The organism is Ruegeria sp. F12, assembly GCF_056533885.1.
In genome coordinates this window covers 219461-245768 of sequence record NZ_JBQFOV010000002.1, presented here as the reverse complement: position 1 = coordinate 245768, position 26308 = coordinate 219461, and the positions used below count along the sequence as shown (strand labels likewise).

Sequence of the window (26308 nt, the reverse complement as noted above, 5' to 3'; positions counted from 1 at the left end):
CTCCCCCGAGGTATTTTTGAACAGAAGAACAAGGGGCATGACTTGCGGCGCATCTGCGCTAGTATCGGGTTATGCGCTGGGTGGTTGCGATATTGTTGGTGATTTCGGGTGGGGCTGCGGCGCAGGAGCGGCGGCCAAGCCATTGTATTGCCATTGCGGATGCCGCACCTGGAATTGAGTATGTTCACAAAGCCGCCTGGACGGACCCGGTGCCGGAGTTTTCGGTGCGGATCAGCTATGTCGCCCATGCCTCGTTTCTGATTCAGACGCGGGGCGGGTTGAATGCGGTGACGGATTTCACAGGGTTTATTGGCAGTGCCGATCTGATCCCGGATGTGGTCACGATGAACCATGCTCATAGCACCCATTGGACGGCGCATCCCGACCCGGCGATTCCGCATGTCTTGCCCGGTTGGGGGGAGTTCGGGCAGGGGATCGAGCATCATCTGGATTTGGGTGAGATGCTGGTGCGCAATGTCTCGACCGACATTCGTTCGGTCTATGGCGGGGTTGAGGAGCGCGGAAACTCTATCTTTGTTTTCGAAATCGAGGGGCTGTGCATTGGCCATCTGGGGCATTTGCATCATGTCCCGTCGGACGAACAATTCGCAGCCTTGGGGCGGCTGGACGTGGTCATGGCCGCGGTAGATGGGGGCACGACCATGCCTCTGCCCGAGATGATTGAGGTGCTGAAGCGGTTGAAAAGCTCGGTCATTATTCCGATGCATTGGTTTTCGGGCTTTTCGCTGGACCGGTTTCTGGTCGATATCCGGGATGAGTTCCCGGTTGAGCGGGATGGTATCTCGGAATTGACTGTGTCGCTGCGCACATTGCCGGATCGGCCGACGGTGGTGGTGCTGGAGCCTCAATATCTGATCGAGCTTGAATAGGGCTTGCCGGGTCCGGCGGAGTTGGTCAAGGAATGCCTATGAGACTGAATCCTGCTAACCAAACCTTTGCTCAATCCATCCGCGACTCTCTGGGCGATGACGTTTTACGTGTTCCCGAGCTGCGATATGCAGAGGAGCCGCGCCGCAGATTTTCAGGACAGGTCGGTCTTGTCGCGGCCCCGCGACAAACGGAAGACGTCGCGGCGTTGATACGGTTGGCGTCCGCGGCGTCGGTACCGGTTGTGCCTTATGGGGGCGGAACCGGCCTGGTCGGTGGGCAGGTGATGCCTGATGGGCCTGCGCCGTTGTTGATCTCGTTGGAGCGGATGACAGCTATCCGGGCGGTTTATCCGACCGAGAATATTCTGATTGCCGAGGCCGGGGCCGTTCTGGCTGATATTCAAGCAGCTGCCCGGCAAGCAAACCGCTTGTTTCCTCTGTCTCTGGCTGCGGAAGGGTCGTGCCGGATTGGCGGCAACCTTGCGACCAATGCGGGTGGGGTCAACGTCCTGCGCTATGGCAATGCACGCGATCTGTGCCTGGGGCTTGAGGCGGTTCTGCCCAATGGGGAGATCTGGCATGGGCTTAGCCGGTTGCGGAAGGACAATACCGGTTATGACCTGCGCAATTTGCTGATCGGGTCTGAAGGAACGTTGGGGATCATCACCGCGGCGTCGCTTAAGCTGTCGCCGTGTCCTGCTGGGGTTGGAACGGCGATAGTGCAGGTCCCGTCGCCCGAAGCTGCCATTGATTTGTTGGCCCTTGCGCGGGATCAGTTGGGGGACGGTGTCAGCACGTTCGAGCTGATCCACAGGCAGGGGCTGCACTTTCTGTCCGAGGTGCTGCCGGATATACGTCAGCCGTTTGCATCCCCGCCGGAATGGTCCGTATTGATCGAGATTGGATTGTTCGGCGATACCGCGCCTCAAGAGGCACTTGAGACGCTCTATTCAGCGGCTGAGGCAAGGGGTTTGGTCCGGGATGCCGTGATCGCGCAAAGCGAAGCGCAGCGGGCTGATCTTTGGGCTGTGCGCGAGCGAATCCCCGAGGCGAACCGGCTGATCGGCTCAGTTTCGAGCCATGATATCTCCGTGCCGATCTCGGAAATCCCCGCGTTTATCCGACAGGGGGCAGAGGTTGTTGCCATGTTGGGGCCGTTTCGCATCAACAGTTTCGGTCATCTGGGGGACGGCAATCTTCACTACAACGTGTTTCCCCCGGCAGGGCGTAGTCGATCTGATTTCGATGTGCAGCGGGCCCCGATCAAGCGTGCCATCCACGATCTTGTGCACAAGTTCGGTGGATCGGTTAGCGCAGAGCATGGGATTGGACGGCTGAAGACAGATGATCTGGAACGCTATGCCGATCCGGCCAAGCTGGCTGCAATGCGGGCGATCAAGTCTGCGCTCGATCCCAAGGGGATCATGAACCCCGGGGCTGTTTTGTCGGTATAAGTGCGGCCCGGGTATCCCCGAGCCGCGCGCCGTTTTACGAGGATGGCAGGATCACTTTGTCGATAACGTGGATCACGCCATTCGTCGTTTCGATATCGGCCTGAACGACTGAGGCGTCATTTACCATCACGCCGTTGTCCAGATCGATTGTCACGTCGCCGCCTTGCACGGTCGCAGCCTTCATATCGTCGGACAGATCACCCGACATCACTTTGCCCGGTACCACGTGATAGGTCAGAACAGCGACCAGTTGATCTTTATTTTCGGGCTTGAGCAGAGTCTCAACGGTCCCCTCAGGCAGGGCTGCGAAGGCTTCGTCAGTCGGGGCGAAGACCGTAAATGGACCTTCACCTTTCAAAGTATCCACCAACTCGGCGGCCTGAACAGCAGCGACCAGAGTTTCAAAGCTGCCCGCGCCGACAGCGGTATCCACGATGTCTTTCTTGGCTCCGGCGAAAGCAGCGGTGGCGATCAGGGCGCCGGACACGCCGGCAATTGCGAATTTGCGAAACATGATAAAAGGTTCCCTTGTTGGGATGCCCTTGGTGGCATCAACAGGGGTACGCGCGCTATTCAAAACAGGATCACTGAATATGTTGATGACTTTAACTTGAAGCCGCCAAACTCTGCGCTAAGCCAGCGTAGAACGAATTTTCAACTCACAGCTTTGTGATCAGTTTGCAGTCAGAGACCTTCGAATTCGCACAGGACATGCACATCCATGTCCATCTCCTCCAGCAATTTGCGACCGCCAAGGTCGGGTAGGTCGATGATGAACGCGCAAGAGATGATCTCACCGCCCAATCTCTCGATCAGTTTGATCCCGGCGGCAGCTGTGCCCCCGGTGGCCAGCAGATCATCGACCACCAGGATTTTTTCGCCGGGCTGGATCGCGTCGTCGTGGATCTCAACGATAGCCTCACCATATTCCAGCTTGTAGTCTTGGCTGATCGTCGTGCCGGGTAGCTTGCCCTTTTTGCGGATCGGGACGAACCCGACACTCAGTTGGTGGGCAATCGCGCCGCCCAGAATGAAGCCGCGGGCCTCAAGTCCCACAACCTTGTCAATCCGCTCGCCAGCATAAGGGTGCAGCATCTGATCAATCGCCATGCGAAACCCGCGCGGGTCGGCGAACAGCGTTGTCACGTCCCGGAACATGATCCCTTCATGGGGGAAATCGACGATGGTTCGGATGTAATCCTTGACCGTTTTGTTTCTGGACATGGAAGGACCCCTTTGGCGTCAAAACACGCTGGGCTGTTTGGCCCATTGGGGTCGGTCATGCAAGGATTGATTGCGAGTGTTTATTTATGACGTTCCGCAAGAATGGTCGGAAAGCTTTTGTAGCGATACAGCGCCGAGGGCAGCCAAGCCAGGTGAGGTTTGCGCCAGTTGCGCTGGTCTTGCAAAAGAAATGCCTGAGCAGCATGAAGGTTCATTGCCATATTCCTTATTTATTGTTAGGTGCTCGATAACTACAATTTCTATGCGATGTATATACAATGCATCTCGGAAAGAATCAAGACTTTGTCAGGGATATAAAGCGTGGCCAAGAAAGACGGTAAGGGTTCTACCAAGAAAAACAGTCAGTTGGTCCTGCGTCTGGACAAGGATGAGCGGGACGCTTTTGTCGAACTGTGCAAAGAGTTGGACACTTCGGCCGCCCGCGAAATTCGGCGGTTCATACGCGGCTTCATGAAGGAAAACGCCGAAGACTAGGCTGGACGGCGCAAAACCGCAGTCGCGACACCCATTCCGATCAGGGCCAGCCCTCCGAACCGGGTCATGGCAGTGATCACGCCCGCTCGTCCGATCATCACCCGCAGCCGATCTGCCAGCAGCGCATAGGCTAGCGCGTTCAGCCAAGCGAGTCCGACGAATGTGGCGATCAGGATGATGAATTGCGGGCCCAGAGGGTCCGAGGGGCGCAGGAATTGCGGCACGAAAGCAATGAAAAAGGCAATGGATTTCGGGTTTAGCGCCGTCACGGCTGCTGCGTGACCGAACACGCTGCGGGCAGTGACGTCCCGGCTGGTCTCGACGGTGCTCAACCCACCGGATGGGGCGCTGCGCAGCAATTTGATGCCAAGCCAGATCAGATAGGCTGCCCCCACCCATTTCAGGACCGAAAACAAGGTGGCCGAGGCCAGCACCAGTGCGCCTAAGCCTAGCAAAGACGCGGTCATGGCGATCAGATCCCCGACGGCAACGCCAGTGGCCGAGGCCACGGCAACACTGCGCCCTTTGGACAGAGCATAACTTAGCACCAGCAGGACGGTCGGTCCGGGGATCAGCAACAGTGCAGTCGAGGCAGCCACAAAGGCCAGCCAGAGATCAAGGGACATGGGGGCTCCTGTCAGAATAGTACCGCCAGAAAGCCCTGCGATACCGAGAAGGTCAAGCCGCACGTGGCTGAGTCATGCGACGCATCAGGCCCTCAAGCGGTCCACGCGTGAACCAACGCGACCAAAGCTGGCCCGCCAGTGAAGACAGTATGCAAAAGCCCAGCGCATAGAAGACAATCTGAGCGGGGGAGAGAGAGCCGTCCAGCAGATCTGCTTCCTCTAGCGCGCCCATACCGATCAGGATATGCGCGACATACAGTGTCAGGCTGATCCGCCCCGGCGCTGTCAAAGCTGATGCGACGCCCAAGCGTTTGAGCTTTGGCCACAGTTTTAGCAGCAGCCCGATCACCACGCAGGCCGATCCGGTTCCGGCGAGGATATAGAATGGTCCGGGCGGAATGGATTCGGTGCCCAGGTAAGCGACCAGGTCAGGGTCCTTGACCAGTATCGAAGGAAACATTGCAAGCACGGCTGCGCCGAACCCCCACATGATCAGGCGGTGTTGGATACAGATCGTGTGGAGTTCTGACCGCCCAATTGCCATGCCAATCAGCAGGAACGCAGCCCATGGCAAAACCGGATGCCAGCCGTTGAAGACCGCGTTGCGCAGAAAACCGGGTAAGGTCCAGAGGTCGTTATACGTCAGGGTCGCCCAGTTCCATCCATTGCTGTAGTCGAAGGTCAGATTGGCCAGTACAGCCAACCCGACGATACCCAGAGCACCCAACCAAAGGCTCCGCGCCGAGGCGGTCAAAAACGCTGCGCCGACCACAAAATACAATGCGTAGAAATGCAGGATGTCGGCGTCAAACACGTTCATGTTGATCAGCCCCAATCCAAAAAGGAACAAAGCACGCCGCAGCAGCAGAGGGGCCGCGATGTGTGACAGGCTGATGCCGATCCCAGCCAGGATCACGAACAAGGCCGCTGCACGCCCCTCCAGCGCATCGACCAGAGCCGTCGCCCAGCCGCCATCTGGCGCAACCTGCGCCGCGATCCGGAAATTCACCAACACCATACCGCAGAACGCCAAAAACCGGGCTGCGTCCAGTGCCTCTAACCGTTTCATGCTTGTCCTCATATTTGCCGCCTGCGGTTCTGCTGGGTCTTTGTGGCGCAAGTGCGGCTGCACTCTGTAAACAAATCGCGAGCGGCTGCGCCTGTTTTCAACCTTGACCCTATCCAACCCGCGCACAGGGTGTATTTCCGCAACAGTCTGAAGATTGCATTAAACCGCGCGGTCGCGCCTTGAAACACAGGGCAGGGTTCCCAGTCTATGAACAGGCAGATTTCAATCGGGAGGAGGCCTATGGCACAGGTGCAAACGGATCATCCGCACAACACGGGGCATGTACTCACAAGCGCGCGGCTCAAAAGGGCGCTGATCCTGTTGGTTGCGATCTGTGCTGCTGTCTATGCCGCGATCCTTGGGTATATGTACGCCAACCAACAATCGCTGTTGTTCAAACCGGGTGAGATGCTACCTGCGCCGGCAACGGTCGGTCTGGCGGATGTAGAGGTGCTTGCACTGCCCATGGCCGATGGTACCCAGCTGGCTGTGTGGACGGCTCCTCCGGCCACCGAAGGCGCGCCTACAGTGCTGTTTTTCCATGGTCAATCCGGCAGTCTGGGGGATCGCGCGGATCGGATGCGTGAAATCCTCAACAGTGGTTTAGGCCTGTTCGCCCCCAGCTATCGCGGCTTTCCGGGTAGTGAGGGCACGCCCTCTGAACCAGCGCTGATCGGCGATGGGATCCAGATGTATGACCGCCTTGCTGCCGAAGGTCACACGGTCGTTCTGCATGGGCAAAGCCTTGGAACCGGCGTTGCCGCCGCCGTGGCCGCGCAGCGCCCTGATGCACGCCTCTTGGTGTTGGAGGCACCGTTCACCGCAACGGTCGATGTCGCCGCTGAACGCTATCCGTTCCTGCCGGTCTCAGCCCTTATGAAAGACCAATTCGCAACCCGCGACCTGATTGATCAAATCACCGTGCCAACGCTGATCTTCCACGGCACGGCGGACACGACCATCCCGGTCCATCACGGGCAAGCTCTGGCCGAAATGGCCGGAGACAACGCGCAGCTTTTCATCATTCCCGACGGTACGCATGACGACCTCTGGTCCCACGGCCTATGGGATCAAGTACAACAGGCGCTGATCAACTAGCGGTCACAGAATCCGCCCGGCCACCGCATCCAACTTGGCCAGCAGGGCCGGGTCACGTTTTTCCGGTGCGGTCAGAATGGCGTATTCCAGCGCTCGGTCACATCCATGCGGGCAGAGGGCGTGGTCTGTTCCCAAAAGCGCGGGCAACCCTTTGACCAGGGCCCTGCCTTTTTCCGCGTTGCCGGTCAGGGTGGCGATGATGGCGGTCACGTCAACCTCGCCGTGGTCAGGGTGCCAACTGTCGTAATCCGTGACCATCGCGATTGAGGCGTAGCACAGCTCGGCCTCGCGGGCGAGTTTCGCCTCGGGCATGTTGGTCATGCCGATCACGTCACAGCCCCAGTGTTCGCGGTACATCTTGGATTCCGCCAGAGATGAGAATTGCGGGCCTTCCATCGCCAGATAGGTGCCGCCCCGGTGGATGTTGATCCCGGCGGCCTTGCCTGCGGTTTCACACGCATCCGACAGGCGCGGGCAGGTGGGATGGGCTACGCTGACATGCGCCACGCAGCCGGTACCGAAAAAGCTTTTCTCGCGCGCAAAGGTCCGGTCGATGAACTGATCTACGATCACGAAGTCCCCCGGTGCCATATGATCGCGAAACGACCCGCAGGCAGAGACCGAGATCACATCGGTGACACCCAGCCGTTTCAACGCGTCGATATTGGCGCGATAGGGTACCTCGGTCGGAGAGTGCACGTGGCCGCGCCCATGGCGGGGCAGGAACGCCATTGCAACACCGTCCAATGACCCGGTCAGGATCTGGTCTGAAGGGTCTCCCCAGGGCGTCTCGACAGTGATCCATTCTGCATTTTCCAACCCGTCAATGTCGTAGATGCCTGATCCGCCGATGACGGCTATCTTGGTCTGGGTCACGTGCTTTCTCCGAGTTGTTGTGCGAGTTGAAGGATTTGTGCGCCGAGCGACGACGGCTGACAAGGGGCAATGCGGCTTATTGTGACGTCAACAGACTGCGCGCCTGCGCCTGTTGTTGGAAATCCGCCCAAGCGGCGCTGAATTCCTGCAATGGCCATGTTAGGTCCTGTGCCTGCCCATGCCTGTCGCGGAATTCGAACCGATAGGCCTCGCCCTTCAGCATGGCTTCAACGATCTCATCCGCACCGACGCCGTCAAACGTGCAGCTCAACCCGGTCAGACATCCAGGTCTGCGCGTGCGCCAAACCGCTCCGTCCTTTCCATCGATCCGAAAACCGGATGGCCGGAACAACGTGCCGGGCTCGATACCGAACTCGATCTCCACGCCATCCGGGGCAGGGGTGATAAAGATGAACTGTGCTCCAAATTTCGGGCGCGGCGAAAACACCTCGGCCCGGCGAATGTAACAGCGTTGCTTGAGCGCCCCGTATTCCTCGCGCTCATCGCAGATGGAATTCCAGACCCCGTAGGTTTCATAATGGGTCACACGCCAGTTACTGGCAGTGTCATTGCCCTGCAAATCCTGCGCCAAGGCAGCAAGAGGGGTCAGAAGAAACAAGATCAGCCATCGCATGGCGCAAAGGTGTGCCCCCGGTGTGGCAGGTTCAACTCACGACTTTGTGAGATACCGGCTATGCGCCCCGTGCATAGCAGCCTCCCGCTTGATGCGGTGGCTCAGAGAGCGGATGACAGGTAGAAGGCCCCTTTCGCGCGCAGATCAACCGACAGGACATTCCATGCCCCGAGCCATGCTGGCAAGCTTTGCCAACCGTATTGCCAAACCCGACCTGCGTTGGGTGCCGGATGAAGGGCTGACACCGTCCCGTTTGCGGATCGAGCTACTGTCTGGCCTGACCGTGGCCCTTGCGCTGGTGCCCGAAGCGGTGGCATTCGCCTTCGTCGCGGGCGTGCATCCGTTGGTTGGCCTCTATGCTGCCTTCATGGTCGGCCTGATCACGGCGCTGATCGGCGGGCGCCCGGGTATGATCTCGGGCGCGACCGGGGCCTTGGCGGTTGTGATGGCGGCGCTGGTGGCGGAGCATGGCGTGGAATACCTGTTTGCGACCGTGGTTCTGATGGGCATCCTGCAAGTGATTGCCGGGGCCATGCATTGGGGCCGGTTTATCCGCTTGGTGCCGCATCCGGTGATGTTGGGCTTTGTAAACGGGCTGGCGATCGTGATCTTTCTGGCGCAGCTTGGGCAGTTCAAGGTTCCGGGCACAATGGAGAACACCGGCCACGGCATGGGCGGAGGTGAGTGGCTTTCGGGTCTGCAGCTTTACACCATGTTGGGCCTGGTCGCGCTGACCATGGCGGTGATTTGGGTCATGCCGCGCATCACGCGTGTTGTTCCGGCCCCTCTGGCCGGGATTGTCGTTGTTGCCGCGCTGGTGATCGGCTTTGGCCTGGATGTACCGCGCGTAGGCGATCTGGCCTCGATCGAAGGCGGCCTGCCGCCTTTCCACATTCCGATGGTGCCGCTGACCTGGGAAACCATTGAAATCATCCTGCCCTACGCCGTCATTCTGGCCGCCATCGGCCTGATTGAATCGCTGCTGACCCTGAATCTTGTGGGTGAAATCACGGGCAAACGGGGCGGAGCGTCACAGGAATGCATCGCGCAAGGCGTGTCCAACGTCGCTACCGGGTTCTTCGGTGGCATGGGCGGCTGCGCGATGATCGGCCAGTCGATGATCAACGTGAAATCCGGTGGTCGAACTCGAATCGCTGGCATCGCGGCAGCCTTGTTTTTGTTGATTTTCATCCTTTTCGCGTCCCCGCTGATCGAGCAGATTCCGCTGGCCGCATTGGTCGGCGTGATGTTCATGGTGGTCATCGGTACCTTCGCTTGGAACTCGTTCAACATCATGCGCAAAGTGCCCCTGATGGATGCGTTCGTCATCGTGCTGGTGACGGTTGTTACGGTGATGGAGGACCTTGCGGTTGCAGTTGTCGTCGGCGTCATCGTCTCGGCTCTGGCCTATGCCTGGAACAACGCCAAGCGCATCCATGCGATTACGCGGGATTCTGAAACAGAGAAAGGTGCGAAAGTCTACGAAATCCAAGGCCCTCTGTTCTTTGGTTCTTCTGACGGATTTGTCGAACTTTTCGATGTCCCGAATGATCCCGAGACCGTCATAGTGGATTTCGCCGAAAGCCGTGTGGTCGATCAATCTGCCCTACAGGCGATCGAAAACATCGCTGGCAAATACGAAGCGGCCGGTAAACGCGTGATGCTGCGCCACCTGAGTCGAGATTGCCACAAGCTGCTGAACAAAGCCGGTCACCTTATGGTCGATAGCGACGATGACCCTGATTATGAAATCGCGGTCGATTATTCAGTTCGCACCGGCATTCTGGGCGGTCACTGAGGATTTAGCGAGGCTCCGCCTCGCGCTCCGGGATATTTGGGGCCAGATGAACGGAGGATCCCCTGCTTCATCTGGCTATAAATATCCCGGGGGAGTCGCCGAATAGGCGGCGGGGGCAGCGCCCCCTATACGCTCAGTCATCCGGGCGGTTGAGTGAGAATAGTTCAGTAACCACCGAATAGTCGCGGTATCCGAGCCGCGCCATCGGCTGAAACGCCGTGACGTCGAACTTGCCATCCTTCAAACAGTCATCGCGCAGGTGGACACCGGTGACTTCGCCGAAAACAACGCGGTTCGCCGCGCCGGGCAGTGTGACGATCTGGGTCAGCTTGCATTCCAGGGCGGCGGGCGCGTCCTGAACCCTAGCACATGGGATCGTCTCGCACTCCACTGCAGTCAAACCTGCGTGGCCGAATTCATCCACATGTTTTGGTAACCCGGCAGAGCTGGCGTTCATCGCATCACGATGCGCATGGGCGACAACGTTGACGCAGAAAACGCCTGTTGCTTCGATATTGGCGAGACTGTCTTTGCCGCCGTCTTGGTCGGGTTTCGTCCCGGTCGTGGCAAACATCACCTGTGGCGGTGTATACGCGACCCCGTTGAAGAAGGAGTACGGTGCCAGATTGTTGATCCCATCGCCGTCGCGGGAAGAGATCCAGCCAATCGGGCGCGGGGTTATGATGGCGTTGAAAGGGTTATGCGGCAGGCCGTGGCCGTCTTCGGGGCGATAGAACATATGAACTCCAAGCGTTTGCCCAAGGCGTAACGAAGTGCTAGGGCGAATTCCAGCAAGGAAAAGAGGGCAGGGGTGCAGCAATTCACGATCAAGCCGGAGGACCCGGACGATTGGTGGGAGGTCGAGGCTTTGTACGACCTGTGCTTTGCGCCTGGGCGCGAGGCGCTGTCCTCGTACCGGTTGCGCGATGATGTTCCGCCGGTTGAGGGCTTGTCTCTAGTGGCCCGAGATGGTGAGGGCATTTTGGCGGGGGCGATCCGGTTCTGGCCCGTTCATGTGGGGACCTTCGATGCGTTGTTGCTGGGGCCGGTGGCCGTGCACCCCACCCATCAGGGGGAGGGCTTGGGCGGTTTCCTCATACACGAGGGCTTGCAGGCAGGTCTTACCAGAGGATGGGAGCGGGTGATGCTGGTGGGCGATGCGCCTTATTACAGTCGTTTCGGCTTCGCCCGCCTGACCGGAGTTGAGATGCCGCCGCCCACCAATCCTGAACGGGTTCTGGGGGCTGAGCTAACCTTGGGCGCGTGGACGGGTGTCACTGGTCCTGTAACGCGTTGGGACCGATGAACTATTGAAAAAACGGGGCATAGTGCCGATCTTTTTAGGACAGGAGGGCACGCATGCAGAACGTTGTTCTTGTCGAAAAACTGGATGCCGAGGCAGAGTTGGACCGGCTGGCCGGGTACTACCGCTCGGCGGGTGGGCCGGGTGTTCGGTTGCTCAACAGTCTGGGCGGATCTGCGGAAACCCTGCTGGATCAACTGCCCCCGTCACTGCGAGAGGCGTTGACCGGAGCAACCGAGCAGGCGCTTTGGGTGGCCATGCATGCCGCCGAAGGGTCGCGCAGGGCGGTGCCGGATCAACGACCTTGGGTGAATACGGCTGTGACCACGGCCATGGGCGCAGCAGGCGGTGTGGGCGGAGTGTCGACCTCTTTGGTGGAATTGCCCGCAACGACCACGATGCTGTTGCGCGCCATACAGGGTGCTGCCGCACGAGAAGGGTTTGACCCATCGGAAGACGGTGTGAAATTCGATTGTGTGCAGGTTCTGTCCGCGGCGGGTCCGCTGTCCTTCGACGATGGTGCGGATTTCGGGTTTTTTTCAGCTCGGATGACGTTGACCGGACCGGCCCTTCAAAAGCTGATCGCCACCGTCGCGCCGAAACTGGCGGTGGTGCTGGGGCAAAAACTCGCCGCGCAATCCGTACCTGTTTTGGGGGCGCTTGCTGGTGGTGGGACGAACTATGTCTACACACGCTATTACCAGCGTATCGCCCGCGTGCATTTCGGTTTGCGCCGATTGGCCAGTGATGCCGATATCCCGCATGACGATCTTGTGCGAAAACTGGCCGCACGCACGTGACGCTTGGTGGAGTTCGCCAAGTATGGTAGGAGTTCTGCGACGACCCTCTAAATAAGTACAAAAAACCAAAGCTTTGGGCGTCGCAGGTGTTGAAAGGGGCGCAAGGCATGAGCAGGCTATGGCGGTATCAACTGCCGGAAGCAGACAGGATTCCGGTTCGACAACAATCCGCCGCTTTGTGTTACCGTTTGCGTGCTGGCGCCCCCGAAGTTTTGCTGATCACAACTCGTAGGTCGGGCCGCTGGATCATTCCCAAGGGCGGATTGATCAAGGGGATGTCCTCGTCCGAGGCAGCGCGGCAGGAAGCCTGGGAAGAAGCGGGCGTGCGTGGGGTCTGTTCGGCTGAGATAATCGGGCGGTACGCGCACATAAAACAACGGCGCAAAAAAGAGGCGGTCCTTTGCCTGGTGGAAGTGTTCCCGCTGATGGTAATGTCTTTATCGGAGCGCTATCCCGAATGCGATGATCGTGAGCGCGCATGGTTTTCGGTGCAGGAAGCGGCAGCGCAGGTGGATCAGCCTGAACTCGCCCAAATGTTACGGCAGGTGCCAACGCAGTCGCATTGATCTGCAGACTGGGGCTTGTCATTGTTTTGATGGTCAGTATCTATTCGGCAATCGCAATCTGGACGGATCATGATTCAATACGCCTTGAAATGCAGCCAGGGCCACGCGTTTGACAGTTGGTTCCAATCGGCCGCCGCTTACGACAAGCTTGCCGGGGCAGGCATGGTGGTCTGTGCCATCTGTGGCGACGCTTGCGTTGAAAAGGCGATCATGACCCCGCGTGTACGCCCAGCCAGAAAGGTCGAGGCGCGCAGCGAAACACCTGCCAAGGAAGAAAACCCGGTCGAGATGTCGGTTCCGCCCGCCGAGCTTGAGAAGGCGCTGTCCGAGTTGCGGCGCAAGGTCGAGGAAAACTCGGACTACGTGGGTAAGGATTTCGCGTCCGAGGCACGCAAGATGCATTTGGGTGATGCCCCAGGACGGGCTATCTATGGTGAAGCCAAACCCGAAGAGGCCAAGGCCCTGATTGAGGACGGCGTTCCTGTCGCGCCCTTACCCTTTATCCCCAGCCGCAAAAGCAACTGATTCTAAGTTTACCGAGGGGCCAGAGCCGCCGTGGGGATTTCGTATACCTCGCCGGGGTCAACGAAGATCACCATGACGTTTCCCTGCGTCTCATAGCTGAGGCGCGCGGCGGAATCGGTGGATTCTGGGATGCCGTCGGCGAAATAGATGTTGCGTACCTCGCCATTGCCCATGCCAACTGCCAGAGTTATCCGTCCATCGTCGCGATGGCGCAGCTCGGCGTTGCAGCTGCGCAGCGGTTCGCCCGCATTGGTGGCACAGGGTACGGTTCCAAGCGCGTTCTGCCCATCTGTTGCGGCAAGCGAGGCTTGCTGAGCCAAAGCGGGTGTGGACAACAAGACAAAAGCAAGGGCTAGGCGGGGCATGGGGAACCTCTTCACAAATGGAACGGGGCCAAGCTGACACCGTGGTGGGGGGATGTAAAGCACCCGTTAGACCGCAGTGGAAAAGGTTTTGAACACTTGCCCTTGCGGTCCCCCTGACATAAGACGCTCGGGATCTGAATTCCAAGGCGCGGAGACACCAGCCCCCATGCCCGTACTCGTGATGAAATTCGGCGGCACATCTGTCGCCAACCTGGACCGCATCCGCCGCGCTGCGAAACGTATCGGCGTCGAGGTGGCAAAGGGCTATGACGTCATTGTCATCGTCTCGGCCATGTCCGGTAAAACCAATGAGTTGGTAGGCTGGGTGAACGAGACCTCTCCATTGTTCGATGCGCGCGAATATGATGCGGTTGTATCCTCGGGCGAGAATGTGACCGCCGGCTTGATGGCGCTGACGCTTCAGGAAATGGATATCCCCGCCCGCAGCTGGCAGGGCTGGCAGGTGCCGCTGATGACCACCAGCGCCCACAGCCAGGCCCGGATCGAGGAAATCCCGACCGAGAACCTGAACCAGAAATTCGGCGAAGGCATGCGCGTTGCCGTCGTCGCCGGGTTCCAGGGCATCAGCCCCGAAGGCCGCATCACCACGCTGGGTCGCGGTGGATCGGACACGACGGCGGTGGCCTTTGCCGCAGCTTTTGGTGCGGAGCGCTGCGACATCTATACGGATGTGGACGGCGTCTATACCACCGACCCGCGCATCTGTGAAAAGGCGCGCAAGCTGGACAAGATTTCGTTCGAGGAAATGCTCGAATTGGCCTCGCTGGGGGCCAAGGTGCTGCAAACCCGCTCGGTCGAGCTGGCGATGCGCTACAAGGTGAAACTGCGCGTTCTCTCAAGTTTCGAAGAACAATCCGACGAGGCCGGTACGCTGGTCGTCGATGAGGAGGATATCATGGAATCCAATGTTGTGGCCGGTGTGGCCTATTCCCGCGACGAAGCTAAGATGACCGTTGTGTCCGTGGCAGACCGCCCCGGCATCGCCTCGATCATCTTTACCGCGCTCAGCGATGAGGGCGTAAATGTGGACATGATCGTGCAGAACATCTCGGACGAGGGACGCACCGACATGACGTTCTCGTGCCCGACCGATCAGGTGGCACGCGCCGAGAAAGCGCTGTTGGCGATCAAGGACGCGGGTGAGTTGAACTATGCCGAACTGGTCGCCGACGAAGACGTCTGCAAGGTTTCGGTGGTTGGCATCGGCATGCGGTCCCAATCGGGTGTTGCGGCCAAGATGTTCAAAATTCTCTCGGATGAGGGGATCAACATCAAGGTCATCACAACCTCCGAGATTAAAATTTCCGTCCTTGTGGACAGGAAATACATGGAACTTGCGGTTCAGGCACTGCATGATGCCTTTGAACTGGACAAGGCGGCCTGAGCGTTTCAGCCAAAGGTCTTGCCTGACGCACTAATTTGGGTGGGCCATGGCGGACGGTACCGAAACTGAATCCCGCAAGCTGCTTGGGCGGCTGCGTGAAGAGATGGCGAGCGAGGCCGCCGGTCAGGAACGTCTTGACCGGATCACCCACCTGATCGCCGATAGTATCCGGGCCGAAGTGTGCTCGATCTATCTGTTTCGCGATGAAGACACATTGGAGCTCTGCGCGACCGAGGGGTTGTCACCCGAGGCTGTTCATAAGACCCGAATGCGCATGGGTGAGGGGCTTGTGGGTCGTGTAGCTAAGTTCGGCAAGATCGTGAACACACCGAATGCGCCTGCCGCCAAGGGTTTCCGTTATATGCCTGAAACCGGGGAAGAGAGATTCTCGTCTTTCCTGGGTGTGCCGATCCAACGTCTGGGTGAAAAACTTGGTGTTCTGGTGGTCCAATCCCGCGACGCGCGGGAATACTCGGCGGACGAGGTTTATGCGCTGGAAGTGGTTGCCATGGTGCTGGCCGAGATGACCGAACTGGGTGCCTTTGTGGGTGAGGGTGCGGCTCTGTCGCCACGACACCAGCAATCGGTACAGCTGAGCGGCGGCCCGGCGCAGGAAGGCTCGGCCGAGGGCCATGTCTGGTTGCACGAGCCGCGCGTGGTGGTCACCAACCCCATTGCCGAAGATCCTCATCGCGAACGTGAGCGGCTGACCGAGGCCGTCGATGAATTGCGGGTCGGCGTCGACAAGATGCTCGAGATATCAAAGGATGGCGATACCGAGCAGTTGCAGGTGCTGGAAGCCTACCGGATGTTCGCGAATTCCAAGGGCTGGATGCGCCGGATGGAGGAAGACATCGCTCGCGGCTTGAGCGCCGAGGCGGCTGTCGAAAAGGAGCAATCGCAGGCCCGGGTGCGGATGGGGCAAGTAACGGATCCCTACCTGCGCGAACGTTTGGCTGATCTGGACGACCTCAGCAACCGTCTGCTGCGTATTCTCACCGGGCAAGGCAACACCAATGGCGCGGATTTGCCGCCTGACCCGATCCTGATCGCTCGGAATATCGGGCCCGGAGACTTGCTGGAATATGGCAGGTCGCTGAAAGGGATTGTGCTGGAAGAAGGCTCGGTCGGAAGCCACGCAACGATTGTGGCGCGGGCCTTGGCGATTCCGCTGGTTGTGCATGTGGGCCGAATTACGACCGAGGCGTTGAACGGGGATCACATCCTTGTCGACGGTGACAACGGTAGCGTCCATCTGCGCCCCGAAGATTCCGTCGTCACTGCCTTCCGCGACAAGATCGCCATGCAGGCGCAGGCGCAAGAGAGATATGCCTCGATCCGCGAAACGCCTTGTGTGACCCGTGATGGCGAGCGGATTAATCTGGTGATGAATGCGGGTCTGATGGCGGATTTGCCCTCGCTGGGCAATTCGGGGGCCGAGGGCGTAGGCCTGTTTCGGACCGAGTTGCAATTCCTGATCCGCAATCAGATGCCGAAACGGTCCGAGCTTGTGACGCAGTATCAGCGGGTTCTGGACGCGGCGGGCGAAAAGCGCGTGGTGTTCCGGACGCTGGACATCGGTTCGGACAAGGTTCTGCCCTACATGAAACACGTGGAAGAACCCAACCCCGCGCTGGGTTGGCGCGCAATTCGGGTGGGGCTGGACAAGCGCGGCGTGATGCGGATGCAGTTGCAGGCTTTGATGCGCGCTGCCAATGGCCGCCCGCTGACGATCATGTTCCCATTTGTGGCACAAGCTGACGAATTCCGTGATGCCAGGTGGGAGGTCAACAAGACCATTGAACGCGAAAAGCGTCTGGGTCACGTCCTGCCGGAAAAGATCGAAGTTGGAGCGATGCTGGAAACGCCCTCGCTGGCTTTTGCGCCGCAGAAGTTCTTTGATGAGGTGGATTTTGTCTCGATCGGGGGCAATGATCTGAAACAGTTCTTCTTTGCCGCTGACCGCGAGAATGAACTGGTGCGCCGCCGCTATGATACGCTGAATGTCAGCTTTCTCAGCTTCATTGAACGCATCGTCGAACGCTGCAACATCTCGAACACGCCACTGTCGTTCTGCGGCGAGGATGCCGGCCGACCGGTCGAAGCGCTTTGCCTTGCTGCGATGGGCATCCGGTCGCTGTCGATGCGGCCTGCCTCAATCGGGCCGGTGAAAAGCGTTCTGTTACGGGCTGATCTGCAATCTCTGCGCAAGATCATCGCAGATGCGCGGCACCGGGGCGAACAATCCGTGCGCCCCGCTGTCATGGAGTGGCTGCGCAATCAGGGCTGAGCGGGCAGGGGTTTTGAAACTAATTTCAAATCCGGTGTTGATTTATGCGTCGGATTTCATTAGGTCGGCGGTGAATGTTAGCGATAACATAGCTGGTAAACCCAGTGAGTTCTGAAGGAGCCTGTCGATGGTTTCACGCGTAATCCCGGTTAATTCCTTCGATCTGGTGCTGTTTGGCGCGACCGGAGATCTGGCGCAGCGCAAGATCCTGCCCGGCCTGTATCATCGCTTCGAGGTCGGCCAGATGCCGCCCGAGGCCCGGGTGATCGGCACCGCGCGCTCGGATATCGACAGCGCCGCGTTCCGAGATCAGGTCCGCGCGTCGATGAAGGAATTCGCGCCGGAGTTCAAAAAGGATGTGCTGGATCGGTTTCTGGCACAGGTCGAATATGTCTCGGTGGATGCACTGGGGAACAAAGGCTGGCCAGAGCTAGCCAAAATGCTGCGCCCGGACGTGGTGCGCGCCTTTTACTTGTCGGTCGGTCCCAGCCTGTTTTCCGGGATTGCACAACGCCTGAACGACCACGGCGTGGCAACGCCTGACAGCCGGATCGTCGTGGAAAAGCCGTTCGGGCACGATCTGGCCTCGGCCAAGGCGCTAAACGAAGGGCTGCGCGCCTGTTTCGAGGAACATCAGATTTACCGTATCGACCATTATTTGGGCAAGGAAACGGTGCAGAACCTGATGGCCTTGCGCTTTGCCAATTCCCTGTTCGAGCCGCTGTGGAACGCCACTCATGTCGACCACGTTCAGATCACCGTCGCTGAAACCGTCGGGGTCGAAGGGCGCGGGGCCTACTACGACCAATCCGGCGCGATGCGGGATATGATCCAGAACCATCTGGTACAACTTCTATGTCTGACGGCGATGGAGCCTCCGTCGAAATTCGCGCCCAACGCGGTGCGCGATGAAAAGGTGAAAGTGATCGAAGCGTTAGAACCGGTCGACGCAAGGGATATCGCCCGAGGTCAGTACCGTACCGACAAGGGTGGCGACGGCTATCTGGACCATGTAGGAGATCCGGCCAGCCGCACCGAAAGCTACATTGCGCTCAAGGCGCATATTGGCAACTGGCGCTGGGCCGGGGTGCCGTTTTATCTGCGCACGGGCAAGCGCCTGCGAGCCCGTGAATCCGAGATTGCGGTTTTCTTCCGCGACCCGCCGCATACGATTTTCCCGAATGTTGGCCCTCTGCATGGCAACGTGCTGGTGATCCGCCTTCAACCCGACGAAGGCATTACCCTGCGCACTACGATAAAAGACCCCGGCCCGGGCGGCTTCCGTCTGTCTGATGTGGCGCTGGATATGAGCTTTGCTGAGGCGCTGGGCGCAGATGCGCGGGCACAGGACGCCTATGAGCGACTGGTCATGGACGTCATTCGCGGCGACCAGACCCTGTTCATGCGCGGCGATGAGGCCGAGGCCGCCTGGGCCTGGGTCGATCCTATCATAAGCGGCTGGGAACAGCGTGGTGACCGGCCTGCCAAATACGATCAGGGCAGTTCCGGCCCAGAGGAAGCCCTGATGCTAATGCATCGGGACGGACGCCGCTGGCGTCAGATCGGAGGGTAATCATGGTTCATTCCGTCATCACCGACGTCACTCAGCGCATTATCACGCGCAGCGCCGATCTGCGGGGCCCGCATCTGGAACGGATGGAGCGGGCCAAATCCAAAGGCCCCGCTCGCGCGCACCTGTCCTGCAGTGGACAGGCCCATGCCTATGCCGGTGCGGGCGAGGATCAGCAGTCCATGGCCACCGGCACGGCAGGCAATCTGGGCATCGTCACCGCCTATAACGACATGCTTTCGGCCCACCAGCCGTTCGAACGCTACCCCGCCCTGATCCGCGATGCGATCCGCGCGGCAGGTGGAACAGCGCAGGTCGCGGGCGGCGTGCCTGCGATGTGCGATGGCGTCACGCAGGGCGAGGCGGGGATGGAGCTGTCTTTGTTCTCGCGCGATGTGATCGCGCTGGCGACCGGCGTGGCCCTCAGTCACAACACCTATGACGCTGCCGTTTTCCTAGGCGTCTGCGACAAGATCGTCCCCGGCCTGATCATTGGGGCGCAGGCGTTTGGCCATCTGCCCGCCGTCTTCCTACCCGCCGGTCCTATGACCAGCGGCCTGCCAAACGACGAAAAGGCCAAGGTCCGCCAGAAATTCGCCGCCGGAGAAGTCGGCCGCGACGAGTTGATGAAGGCCGAAATGGCCGCCTATCATGGCCCTGGCACCTGTACCTTCTACGGTACTGCCAACACCAACCAGATGCTGATGGAGTTCATGGGCCTGCACCTGCCGGGCTCTAGCTTCGTCAACCCCAACACCCCCCTGCGTGATGCGCTGACCGAGGAAGGCGCGCGCCGCGCCCTGTCGCTCAGCGCGCTGGGCAACCACTATACGCCCGTATGCCAGATCCTCGACGAACGCGCTTTTGTGAACGGGATTGTCGGCTTGATGGCTACGGGGGGCTCCACCAACCTGCTGATCCACCTGATCGCCATGGCGCGGGCAGGGGGTATCGTGTTGGATTGGGAGGATTTCTCTGACATTTCCGCCGTGGTGCCTCTGGTCGCGCGGGTCTATCCCAACGGTCTGGCCGATGTGAACCATTTCCACGCCGCAGGCGGACTGGGCTATTGCATCGGTACTTTGCTGGAGGACGGCCTGCTGCATCCAGACACGCTGACGGTCGCAGGGCAGGGGCTGCATAACTACACCAAGGAACCTAAGCTGAAAGGTGGTGACTTGGTCTGGGAAGAAGGTGCAGGGCATAGCCTGAACGACAAGATTCTCCGTCCGGCCAGCGACCCGTTCCAACCCACCGGTGGCCTGTCACGCCTGACGGGCAATCTGGGAACGGGCGTCATGAAGGTCTCGGCCGTTGCCCCCGAACATCAGGTGGTCGAGGCCCCGGTCCGCGTGTTCCACGACCAAGACGCGGTCAAAGCCGCCTTCAAGGCCGGAGAGTTCACTGACGACACCATCGTCGTCGTCCGCTTTCAGGGTCCAAAGGCAAACGGGATGCCCGAGCTGCATTCTCTGACGCCCATGCTGTCGATCCTGCAGGGCCGAGGCCAAAAGGTCGCGCTGGTCACCGATGGCCGCATGTCGGGCGCTTCCGGCAAGGTCCCCGCTGCGATCCATGTGGTCCCCGAGGCGCTGGATAGCGGCCCCATCGCCTGCCTGCAAGACGGCGATATCCTGCGGGTCGACGCAGTAAAAGGCGATTTGGAGATCCTGACGCCCGGCGTGCTGGATCGTAGACCCGTCACCGCCGACCTCAGCGCCAATCAGCACGGCGTGGGGCGGGACCTGTTCGGAGCCTTCCGCCAGAATGTCGGGTCCGCTGACACTGGCGCCAGCATTTTCGGAGTGTAAACCATGTCCAAAACCCAACGCACCCGCGAGATTTGCGCCCTGGCCCCGATCGTTCCGGTTCTGGTCGTCGATGATGCAGCCCGAGCCCGTCCGCTGGCAGAGGCTTTGGTTGCAGGCGGCCTCCCCGCGCTTGAGGTCACCCTGCGCACGCCTTCGGCGCTCAGCGCAATTCGTGCCATGGCGCAGGTGCCCGGTGGTGTGGTCGGCGCGGGAACACTGATCACCCCCGAAGACGTCCGCGCCGCGAAAGAGGCGGGTGCGCAGTTTGGTGTCTCACCGGGTGCAACCGACGCTTTGATCGCCGCCTGTGAGGCCGAGGGCTTGCCCTTGCTGCCGGGTGCGGCCACTGCCTCTGAGGCGATGCGCCTGTTTGAGCAGGGCTATGACATGCTGAAATTCTTCCCGGCCGAAGCGTCCGGTGGTGCCCCCGCGCTCAAAGCGATCGGCGCGCCGCTGCCGCAAATCACATTCTGCCCAACGGGTGGTGTGTCGCCGTCAAATGCACGCGATTACCTGTCTTTGTCGAATGTTGTTTGCGCAGGCGGTAGCTGGGTCGCGCCCAAACAGATGGTCATGGACGGCGACTGGACCGGCATCGAAAAACTTGCACGTGAGGCGTCGCAGCTGATGGATTGACGCCGCGCCGGTCGTCACTAAATTGGGCGTCAATTCAGACAGGTTGACCTCATGACAAACCACATTTCTCTCGCGCAAGGGCGCGAGTATCTGGCCATTCCGGGCCCATCTGTTATGCCTGACACCGTGTTGCAAGCGATGCATCGGCCGTCGCCCAATATCTATGATGGCGCACTGATCGAGATGATGCCCGACCTGACCCGCGACCTCAAGCGCGTGGCGCGAACCGAACACAACGTGGCGATCTACATCGCCAACGGTCACGGTACGTGGGAGGCGGCACTGTCCAACGTGATCGCTCGGGGTGAGGTGGTTCTGGCCCCAGCGTCCGGCCGGTTCACCTATGGCTGGGCCGAGATGGCCGAAGGCATAGGCGCCAAGCCGCAGTTGATTGATTTTGGGACCTCTTCGCCTTGGAATTTTAACCTCATCGCTGAAGCATTACGCGCTGACAAAACGCATGAGATCAAAGCCGTTTTGGCAGTGCATGTGGACACGTCGACTTCCGTACGCAACGATATTCCAGCATTGCGTGCCCTGCTGGATGACTTAGGCCATCCCGCTCTACTGATGGCCGATTGCATCGCATCGCTCGGGTGCGACCGGTTCGAAATGGACGCCTGGGGCGTCGATGTCATGGTCACCGCCTGCCAGAAAGGACTGATGACCCCTGCAGGAGTGGGCTTTGTCTTTTTCAACGAAAAAGCCGCCGCCAAACGCGCCACCATGCCCCGCGTCTCGCAATACTGGGATTGGGTGCCGCGCGCCCAGCCCGACCTGTTCTATCAGTATTTCGACGGCACCGCGCCGACCCATCATCTCTACGGCCTGCGCGCCGCGCTCGACCTGATCCACACCGAAGGGCTCGAACATGTTTGGGCGCGCCACGAGCGCCTTGCCACCGCCATCTGGACCGCCTGCGAGACATGGGCAGAAGGCGGCGCGCTGCACCTGAATGTAGCCGACCGCGCGCATCGCAGTCACGCAGTCACAGCGCTGCGCCTATCAGACGGACAGGGCACTCCGCTGCGCCATTTCACCGAGACCCAACTCGGCCTAACCCTAGGCATCGGCTTGGGGATGGAGGACTGGGACGGCTGCTTCCGCCTCGGCCACATGGGCCACGTCAACGCCCAAATGGTGATGGCGATGCTGGGCGGGGTCGAAACAGCCCTCGCAGCCCTGAACATCACGCGCGGTAAAGGCGCGCTCGAAGCCGCCGCAGCCACTCTCGCGGCCTAAAGCGCAGATCCGCCCTTCATCTGGCTAAAAATATCCTCGGGGGGAATCGCGCCCAAGCGCGATAGGGGGCAGACAGCCCCCCGCTCGCTCACCACACGAGCTCAGCTCAGGGAAAACGCGCCTGCGCCTCAGCCAGCGCCTTGGGCAAAGCTGATGCAAACGCATCCAGATCCTTCTCTGCACCGCAACTGATCCGTACGCATCGGTTCTGAGGCGCGGCAAACGGCATCCGCACGAAAATGCCCTGCGCAACCAGCGCGTCCAGCACCGCCTTGGCAAACTCCCCGTCACGCCCGCAATCAATGGCAACGAAATTGGTGGCCGAGGGCAGGGGCTCCAACCCGTGATCCCGCGCGATGACACCAATGCGGTCCCGTGCTACCGCAATGCGTTGCTGAACATGGGCCAGCCATTCATCATCCTGCAACGCCGCCAAGGCCCCCGCCTGCGCCGCGCGGTTCATTCCGAAATGATTGCGCACCTTGTTGAACGCTGAAATCAACGCCGGTGCCCCGATCCCATATCCAACCCGCGCGCCTGCCATGCCGTGAACTTTGGAAAAGGTACGCATGCGGATCAGGCGCGGGTCGTTTGCATCAATTGGGGCGGCGGTGCCCTCGGGGGCGCATTCTACATAAGCCTCGTCAAGAACCAGCACGCAGCCTGCGGGCAGTTTGTCCATCGCGGCGACTATATCTGCACCCCTGTGCCAACTGCCCATCGGATTGTCCGGGTTGGCTAGGTAAACCAGCTTTGCACCTACCTCAGCCGCCCTGGCAAACAGCGCCACGGGGTCCTCATGGTCATCTCTATAGGGCACCTTGTGGAGCACCCCTCCGAACCCGGCCACGTGGTAGTTGAAGGTAGGATAGGCCCCGTCCGAGGTCACAACAGCATCGCCCGGCCCGACAAATAGGCGCACCAGATACCCCAGCAGCCCGTCAATCCCCTCGCCCACAACGATATTCTCGGGCGCAACGTCATGGTGATCCGCCAAAGCATGGCGCAAGTCGTGGTTTTCGGGATCGCCATACATCCAGATCCCAGTCCGCGCCATCGCCTCGATCGCACGCGGGGAGGGGCCAAAGACGCTTTCATTGGCACCCAATCGCGCCAGAAAAGGCGCAACGCGCTGCCGCTCCTGCGTTTCAGGGCCGACAAAAGGCACGGTGGCGGGCAGGGATTGGGCAAGGGGGGTAAAGCGGAACTCTGTCATGAAGGCAGATAAACGTAAGGTCATCCGTCAGGCAAGCTTGCGCTGCGGGCAAAACACCCGCACCCTTGCCTCAATTTACAACGGAAGGAGCGCACATGCGCATCGCAATCGGTCTGATCCTAATTGGTCTCGCCTATCTGCTTTTTTGGCCGGTCGCAGTTGAGCCCGTCGTCTGGGACGCCCCAAAGGCCCCTGATTTTACGGGCGAATTCGCCGAAAACAACGCGCTGGATCGGCTTGAACTGATCTCCCTGCCCGACGGCGAGGAGGGCCCTGAAGACATTGCTGGTCTGCCTGATGGCACGGTCTTTACGACCACACAGTCCGGAGCGCTCTATCGCATTGATCAGGATGCGCCTCAGAAGGTCGACGATCTTGGCGGCCGACCGTTGGGCCTGAAGGCCGGTCCTGACGGAGCCCTCTATATCTCGGACAGCTATCGCGGACTGATGCGCTGGACCGGGCCGGGGAATTTGGAAACGCTGGTCTCTGAAATTGACGGCGCACCGGTGATCTACGCCAACAATCTGGATGTCGGGCGTGATGGCACGGTTTATTTCTCGAACTCGTCTGACCGTTTCGACCCCGAAACCATGGGGGGTACCAAACCCACTTCGGTTCTGACGATTTGGGAGCAATCGCCCACTGGCTATGTCGCCCGCTATTCCCCGGAGGGAGCCGTCGAAAAGATCGCCGAAGGTTTCGTTTATACCAATGGGGTCGCGCTGTCGCCTGACGAAGATTTTCTGCTGATTGCTGAGACCGGGCGCGCACGAGTGCACAGGCTGTGGCTGGCTGGACCCAAAGCGGGAACACAAGAGGTGTTTCTGGACAACCTGCCGGGCTATCCGGACAATATCAAAGCCCAGGGCGACGGCACCTATTGGCTGGCCTTCGCCAGCCCGCGCGTACCGACCGAGGCGCTGATGCCCTATCCGTTTCTGCGCAAGGTGATCTGGCGGTTGGGGCCGATGGTCCGGCCTGCCCCGATCCATCGGGGTATGGTGATCCGCTTCGACGGCGACGGGACGATCCTGCAAAATCTGCAAGACCCCGCTGGACGTTTGGGCATCACGACCGCAGGGCGGATTGTAGGTGATGACTTCTATGTCATGACACTGGATTCGCCGTGGTTCGGCCGAATGCCTGCCGAAAAGCTGCCCTAACGTTGATCTGGAACTTGGTGGCACTTGCAGGCATGCTTGCCTCAACCGGTAATGGGAGGTCCGCATGTCACGCGTATCCGTCGAATACAAAGATCACATCGCTCATGTCACGCTGACGCGCGGCGACAAGATGAACGCGTTGGATGACGCGATGATCAAGGCGATTTTGTCTGCGGGGCAAGAAGTGGCGGCCTCGGACGCGCGAGCGGTAGTGTTGTCGGGCGAAGGTAAGAGTTTCTGCGCCGGTCTGGATATGGCGAACTTTGCCAAGATGGCCCATATCGACCCGCGCGAATGGCTGATGGCCCGCAGTCACGAAGATGCCAACGAGATGCAGGAACTGGCTTTGATCTGGCGACGCCTGCCCATGCCGGTGATTTGCGCCATTCAGGGCGTGGCCTATGGCGGCGGGTTGCAGATTGCCTTGGGTGCGGATGTGCGCATCGCGCATCCTGACACCAAACTGGCCGTGATGGAGATGAAGTGGGGCATCATACCCGATATGGGCGGCATGGTGTTGCTGCCCAAGCTGGTCCGCTCGGACGTTCTGCGTCTGTTGACTTATACTGCGCGGCCTATCGGTGCGTCGCAGGCGGCGGATTGGGGTTTGGTGACGAAACTCTCTGACGATCCGCTGACCGAGGCCATAGCACTTGCCGAAGACATCGCGGGCCGCAGCCCGTCGGCCATCCGCGCGGCCAAGCGGCTGATCGATCTGGCCGAAACCCAGCCTCGCGCCGAGGTTCTGATGGCCGAATCCGCCGAACAGGTGGAGTTGATCGGCAAGCCCGAGCAGATGGAAGTCATCGCGGCCCAAATGCAAGGTCGCAAGCCCGTCTTCAAGTGATCAGCGCATAAATGCGCGCCGGGCGTCGCGGGCCATGTTATAGCGCATCTCAAGATCGGCGATGCGCGCCATCGCCCGTTTGCGCGCTTGCGGATCGCTCAGCGTAGCATAGTCCTGCCGGGCAGCGTCGAGTTGCTTCTTGATCGTGAATTCTTCAGGCAAAACACCGGCCTGCGCCATGATCCGATGCCCGGCGGCCAAAGCAGGATCGGTTTGCGCTTCGCCGGATCGGTCGGGCAGGGGGCGGCCTTCGCCTTCAAGGCCCTCTAGCTGCCCCTCGGCCTGCGCCTTTTGGATCTGGCGTTCGATGAGTTTTGCTAGCGACCCGAACATGGCACTATTCTAAAGGCTGTCTCTGAAACTGAAAACCCCGCCACGGGTGGTGCGGCGAGGTTTGGGATT

The 26308-nt window shown here is 59.9% G+C and carries 28 protein-coding genes; 17 read left to right on the top strand and 11 right to left on the bottom strand.

Annotated elements, in window-relative coordinates:
- Positions 1 to 71 precede the first annotated feature (71 nt).
- Both ACR0CA_RS03890 and ACR0CA_RS03885 read left to right on the top strand, forming a co-directional pair.
- Positions 72 to 890, top strand: a complete 819-nt coding sequence (locus ACR0CA_RS03890; RefSeq protein WP_170790402.1) for an MBL fold metallo-hydrolase — start codon at positions 72 to 74, stop codon at positions 888 to 890.
- A 38-nt stretch (positions 891 to 928) separates the two neighbouring features.
- A complete protein-coding gene (locus ACR0CA_RS03885) occupies positions 929 to 2344 on the top strand; it encodes an FAD-binding oxidoreductase (RefSeq protein ID WP_480897494.1) in 1416 nt (471 codons plus the stop codon).
- Positions 2345 to 2378: 34 nt separating this feature from the next.
- Here ACR0CA_RS03885 and ACR0CA_RS03880 read toward each other — a convergent pair whose 3' ends face one another.
- From ACR0CA_RS03880 to ACR0CA_RS03870, 3 genes are all read right to left on the bottom strand, one after another.
- On the bottom strand, positions 2379 to 2858 hold the full coding sequence (locus ACR0CA_RS03880; protein ID WP_170782854.1) for a fasciclin domain-containing protein: 480 nt from the start codon (positions 2856 to 2858) through the stop codon (positions 2379 to 2381).
- 170 nt (positions 2859 to 3028) lie between these two features.
- Positions 3029 to 3568: an adenine phosphoribosyltransferase gene (locus ACR0CA_RS03875; RefSeq protein WP_170770004.1), complete on the bottom strand. Its 540-nt coding sequence runs from the start codon at positions 3566 to 3568 to the stop codon at positions 3029 to 3031.
- An 80-nt stretch (positions 3569 to 3648) separates the two neighbouring features.
- Positions 3649 to 3783: a hypothetical protein gene (locus ACR0CA_RS03870; RefSeq protein WP_480897493.1), complete on the bottom strand. Its 135-nt coding sequence runs from the start codon at positions 3781 to 3783 to the stop codon at positions 3649 to 3651.
- A gap of 106 nt (positions 3784 to 3889) precedes the next feature.
- Between ACR0CA_RS03870 and ACR0CA_RS03865 the strand changes: the two genes are divergently transcribed.
- Positions 3890 to 4063 carry a hypothetical protein gene (locus tag ACR0CA_RS03865; protein WP_170354960.1) on the top strand — a complete coding sequence of 58 codons (174 nt, stop codon included), beginning with the start codon at positions 3890 to 3892 and terminating at the stop codon, positions 4061 to 4063.
- Here the strand turns inward: ACR0CA_RS03865 and ACR0CA_RS03860 are convergent.
- Both ACR0CA_RS03860 and ACR0CA_RS03855 read right to left on the bottom strand, forming a co-directional pair.
- A complete protein-coding gene (locus ACR0CA_RS03860; RefSeq protein ID WP_170770006.1) occupies positions 4060 to 4689 on the bottom strand; it encodes a LysE family translocator in 630 nt (209 codons plus the stop codon). The two genes, ACR0CA_RS03865 and ACR0CA_RS03860, sit on opposite strands and share 4 nt — an antisense overlap.
- Positions 4690 to 4741: 52 nt before the next feature.
- A complete protein-coding gene (locus tag ACR0CA_RS03855) occupies positions 4742 to 5758 on the bottom strand; it encodes a DUF418 domain-containing protein (RefSeq protein ID WP_480897492.1) in 1017 nt (338 codons plus the stop codon).
- A gap of 240 nt (positions 5759 to 5998) precedes the next feature.
- On the opposite strand from ACR0CA_RS03855, the gene ACR0CA_RS03850 reads away from it, so the two are divergent.
- Entirely contained in the window at positions 5999 to 6856 is an 858-nt protein-coding gene (locus tag ACR0CA_RS03850; protein ID WP_480897491.1) for an alpha/beta hydrolase, read from the top strand.
- A 3-nt stretch (positions 6857 to 6859) separates the two neighbouring features.
- On the opposite strand, the gene ACR0CA_RS03845 is transcribed toward ACR0CA_RS03850, so the two are convergent.
- Positions 6860 to 7732 (bottom strand): S-methyl-5'-thioadenosine phosphorylase, encoded by an 873-nt coding sequence (locus ACR0CA_RS03845; protein ID WP_480897490.1) that lies wholly within the window; start codon positions 7730 to 7732, stop codon positions 6860 to 6862.
- A 76-nt stretch (positions 7733 to 7808) separates the two neighbouring features.
- Positions 7809 to 8366, bottom strand: coding sequence for a hypothetical protein (locus ACR0CA_RS03840; protein ID WP_480897489.1), 558 nt, complete (start codon positions 8364 to 8366; stop codon positions 7809 to 7811).
- A gap of 163 nt (positions 8367 to 8529) precedes the next feature.
- Between ACR0CA_RS03840 and ACR0CA_RS03835 the strand changes: the two genes are divergently transcribed.
- Positions 8530 to 10164: a SulP family inorganic anion transporter gene (locus ACR0CA_RS03835; RefSeq protein ID WP_480897488.1), complete on the top strand. Its 1635-nt coding sequence runs from the start codon at positions 8530 to 8532 to the stop codon at positions 10162 to 10164.
- A 133-nt stretch (positions 10165 to 10297) separates the two neighbouring features.
- Here ACR0CA_RS03835 and ACR0CA_RS03830 read toward each other — a convergent pair whose 3' ends face one another.
- Positions 10298 to 10903 (bottom strand): flavin reductase family protein, encoded by a 606-nt coding sequence (locus ACR0CA_RS03830; RefSeq protein WP_480897487.1) that lies wholly within the window; start codon positions 10901 to 10903, stop codon positions 10298 to 10300.
- A 72-nt stretch (positions 10904 to 10975) separates the two neighbouring features.
- Between ACR0CA_RS03830 and ACR0CA_RS03825 the strand changes: the two genes are divergently transcribed.
- The 4 genes from ACR0CA_RS03825 to ACR0CA_RS03810 all read left to right on the top strand — a co-directional run bounded on the left by ACR0CA_RS03825 (position 10976) and on the right by ACR0CA_RS03810 (position 13358).
- Entirely contained in the window at positions 10976 to 11470 is a 495-nt protein-coding gene (locus tag ACR0CA_RS03825; protein ID WP_480897486.1) for a GNAT family N-acetyltransferase, read from the top strand.
- Positions 11471 to 11523: 53 nt separating this feature from the next.
- Positions 11524 to 12267 carry an EcsC family protein gene (locus ACR0CA_RS03820; RefSeq protein WP_480897485.1) on the top strand — a complete coding sequence of 248 codons (744 nt, stop codon included), beginning with the start codon at positions 11524 to 11526 and terminating at the stop codon, positions 12265 to 12267.
- Between the two features lie 86 nt (positions 12268 to 12353).
- The gene (locus ACR0CA_RS03815) at positions 12354 to 12833 is read left to right on the top strand and encodes an NUDIX hydrolase (RefSeq protein ID WP_480897484.1); all 480 of its coding nucleotides are present in this window, start codon (positions 12354 to 12356) and stop codon (positions 12831 to 12833) included.
- A gap of 69 nt (positions 12834 to 12902) precedes the next feature.
- Positions 12903 to 13358 (top strand): DUF1178 family protein, encoded by a 456-nt coding sequence (locus tag ACR0CA_RS03810; protein WP_480897483.1) that lies wholly within the window; start codon positions 12903 to 12905, stop codon positions 13356 to 13358.
- An 8-nt stretch (positions 13359 to 13366) separates the two neighbouring features.
- Here the strand turns inward: ACR0CA_RS03810 and ACR0CA_RS03805 are convergent, their stop codons facing one another.
- Positions 13367 to 13723, bottom strand: a complete 357-nt coding sequence (locus tag ACR0CA_RS03805) for a hypothetical protein (protein WP_480859792.1) — start codon at positions 13721 to 13723, stop codon at positions 13367 to 13369.
- Positions 13724 to 13889: 166 nt separating this feature from the next.
- On the opposite strand from ACR0CA_RS03805, the gene ACR0CA_RS03800 reads away from it, so the two are divergent.
- From ACR0CA_RS03800 to ACR0CA_RS03775, 6 genes are all read left to right on the top strand, one after another.
- Positions 13890 to 15128 (top strand): aspartate kinase, encoded by a 1239-nt coding sequence (locus ACR0CA_RS03800; protein WP_170782841.1) that lies wholly within the window; start codon positions 13890 to 13892, stop codon positions 15126 to 15128.
- Positions 15129 to 15174: 46 nt separating this feature from the next.
- Positions 15175 to 17418 carry a phosphoenolpyruvate--protein phosphotransferase gene (gene ptsP, locus ACR0CA_RS03795; protein WP_480548837.1) on the top strand — a complete coding sequence of 748 codons (2244 nt, stop codon included), beginning with the start codon at positions 15175 to 15177 and terminating at the stop codon, positions 17416 to 17418.
- Positions 17419 to 17545: 127 nt separating this feature from the next.
- Complete coding sequence (gene zwf, locus ACR0CA_RS03790; RefSeq protein ID WP_480897482.1) at positions 17546 to 18991, top strand: glucose-6-phosphate dehydrogenase; 1446 nt, start codon at positions 17546 to 17548, stop codon at positions 18989 to 18991.
- 2 nt (positions 18992 to 18993) lie between these two features.
- Positions 18994 to 20799 carry a phosphogluconate dehydratase gene (gene edd / locus ACR0CA_RS03785; RefSeq protein ID WP_480548835.1) on the top strand — a complete coding sequence of 602 codons (1806 nt, stop codon included), beginning with the start codon at positions 18994 to 18996 and terminating at the stop codon, positions 20797 to 20799.
- Between the two features lie 3 nt (positions 20800 to 20802).
- The gene (locus ACR0CA_RS03780) at positions 20803 to 21435 is read left to right on the top strand and encodes a bifunctional 4-hydroxy-2-oxoglutarate aldolase/2-dehydro-3-deoxy-phosphogluconate aldolase (protein ID WP_480897481.1); all 633 of its coding nucleotides are present in this window, start codon (positions 20803 to 20805) and stop codon (positions 21433 to 21435) included.
- 51 nt (positions 21436 to 21486) lie between these two features.
- The gene (locus tag ACR0CA_RS03775) at positions 21487 to 22677 is read left to right on the top strand and encodes a pyridoxal-phosphate-dependent aminotransferase family protein (protein WP_480897480.1); all 1191 of its coding nucleotides are present in this window, start codon (positions 21487 to 21489) and stop codon (positions 22675 to 22677) included.
- 106 nt (positions 22678 to 22783) lie between these two features.
- On the opposite strand, the gene ACR0CA_RS03770 is transcribed toward ACR0CA_RS03775, so the two are convergent.
- Complete coding sequence (locus ACR0CA_RS03770) at positions 22784 to 23893, bottom strand: pyridoxal phosphate-dependent aminotransferase (RefSeq protein WP_480897479.1); 1110 nt, start codon at positions 23891 to 23893, stop codon at positions 22784 to 22786.
- A 95-nt stretch (positions 23894 to 23988) separates the two neighbouring features.
- Here ACR0CA_RS03770 and ACR0CA_RS03765 point away from each other — a divergent pair, with 95 nt between their 5' ends.
- Positions 23989 to 25059, top strand: coding sequence for an SMP-30/gluconolactonase/LRE family protein (locus tag ACR0CA_RS03765; protein WP_480897478.1), 1071 nt, complete (start codon positions 23989 to 23991; stop codon positions 25057 to 25059).
- Positions 25060 to 25123: 64 nt separating this feature from the next.
- Positions 25124 to 25906 (top strand): crotonase/enoyl-CoA hydratase family protein, encoded by a 783-nt coding sequence (locus ACR0CA_RS03760; protein ID WP_480897477.1) that lies wholly within the window; start codon positions 25124 to 25126, stop codon positions 25904 to 25906.
- Here the strand turns inward: ACR0CA_RS03760 and ACR0CA_RS03755 are convergent, their stop codons facing one another.
- The gene (locus ACR0CA_RS03755) at positions 25907 to 26239 is read right to left on the bottom strand and encodes a DnaJ family domain-containing protein (RefSeq protein WP_170790418.1); all 333 of its coding nucleotides are present in this window, start codon (positions 26237 to 26239) and stop codon (positions 25907 to 25909) included. It abuts the gene before it with no gap.
- Positions 26240 to 26308 lie beyond the last annotated feature (69 nt).